Origin of the sequence: Anaerococcus sp. NML200574, assembly GCF_026131665.1 — a bacterium.
Classification (GTDB): Bacteria; Bacillota; Clostridia; order Tissierellales; family Peptoniphilaceae; genus Anaerococcus; species Anaerococcus kampingae.
On record NZ_JAMXSM010000068.1, the window covers coordinates 1 to 1,201 of the forward strand.

The 1,201-nt window shown below is 29.0% G+C and carries 1 protein-coding gene; it reads left to right on the forward strand.

The features are described from left to right. Positions 1-82: 82 nt before the first annotated feature. Positions 83-1,201 (forward strand): IS3 family transposase gene (locus tag NH286_RS10635; RefSeq protein WP_414826869.1). Its coding sequence is split into 2 segments (ribosomal slippage), with 1,120 coding nucleotides annotated over them: positions 83-356 and positions 356-1,201; the frame shifts between segments, so codons are not numbered across the junction. This gene is flagged as partial in the annotation.

The window sequence follows — 1,201 nt, forward strand, 5'->3', positions numbered from 1 at the left end:
TGGTATGGATACAATAAATAGTACAATTTAAAATCGAATATATGATACAATAAATAATAAGAAATCATAGGAGGATTTTAAATTGGCTAGACACTACGAAGACGACTTCAAAAGGCAAATAGTAGAAATCTTTAACCAAGGAAACTACACATATAAAAAACTAGGTGAAGAATACGACATAGCACCATCAACAATAAGAGGATGGGTAAATAGGTACAACAACTCAAACTCCTTCGACATAGATGATAATAGAACAGAAGAAGAAAAGGAACTAATCAGACTAAGAAAAAAACTAAAACAGCTTGAAATGGAAAATGATATTTTAAAGCAAGCTGCACTACTACTAGGCAAAAAGTAAAGCTCATAATCTCAAATAGAGATAAATACAGTATTAGTGCAATGTGTAAGTTTTTAGGAATAACAAGAAGCTTAATATACTATCATATAAACAAAGAAGAATCTAAAAACAACCTAAAAACAGAAGAGCTTTTAGAAGAGAAAATCAAAGAAATATTCAGAAAAAGTAAAAACGCGTATGGATCTAGAAAAATCAAAGTAGAACTAGAAAATCAAGGCATAATAGCATCAAGAAGAAAAATATGTAAAGTAATGAAAAAACACGCCTTAATCTCAAGCTATACAGTAAAACAATACAAGGTAGAAAAAACTACATGTAACAATAAACAAATAAAAAATAAAGTAGACAGACACTTTGATAATAGAGAATCTTTAGAAGCATGTGTAAGTGACTTAACCTATGTAAGAGTAGGAAATAGCTGGAACTATATATGTGCAATAATAGATTTACACAACAGGGAAATAATAGGCTATGCAGCAGGTAAAAATAAAAGTGCTGAATTAGTAAAAGAAGCAATTTACTCAATAAGATATCCATTAAATAAAATAAAAATATTCCATACAGATAGAGGACGAGAATTTGATAATAAGAGCATAGATAAAATCCTAGATGTATTTGGAATAGAAAGATCCTTAAGCAAAAAAGGAAGTCCTTATGATAATGCTGTAGCTGAAGCATTTAATAAGGTAATGAAAACAGAATTTGTTTATCAGAAAGAATTTAGAAGTTTAAATCAACTAAAATTAGAACTATCAGAGTATGTTTACTGGTACAACAACCTAAGGATCCATGGATCCTTAGGTTACTTGCCACCAGTTAAATATAGACATTTAAGATTAAATA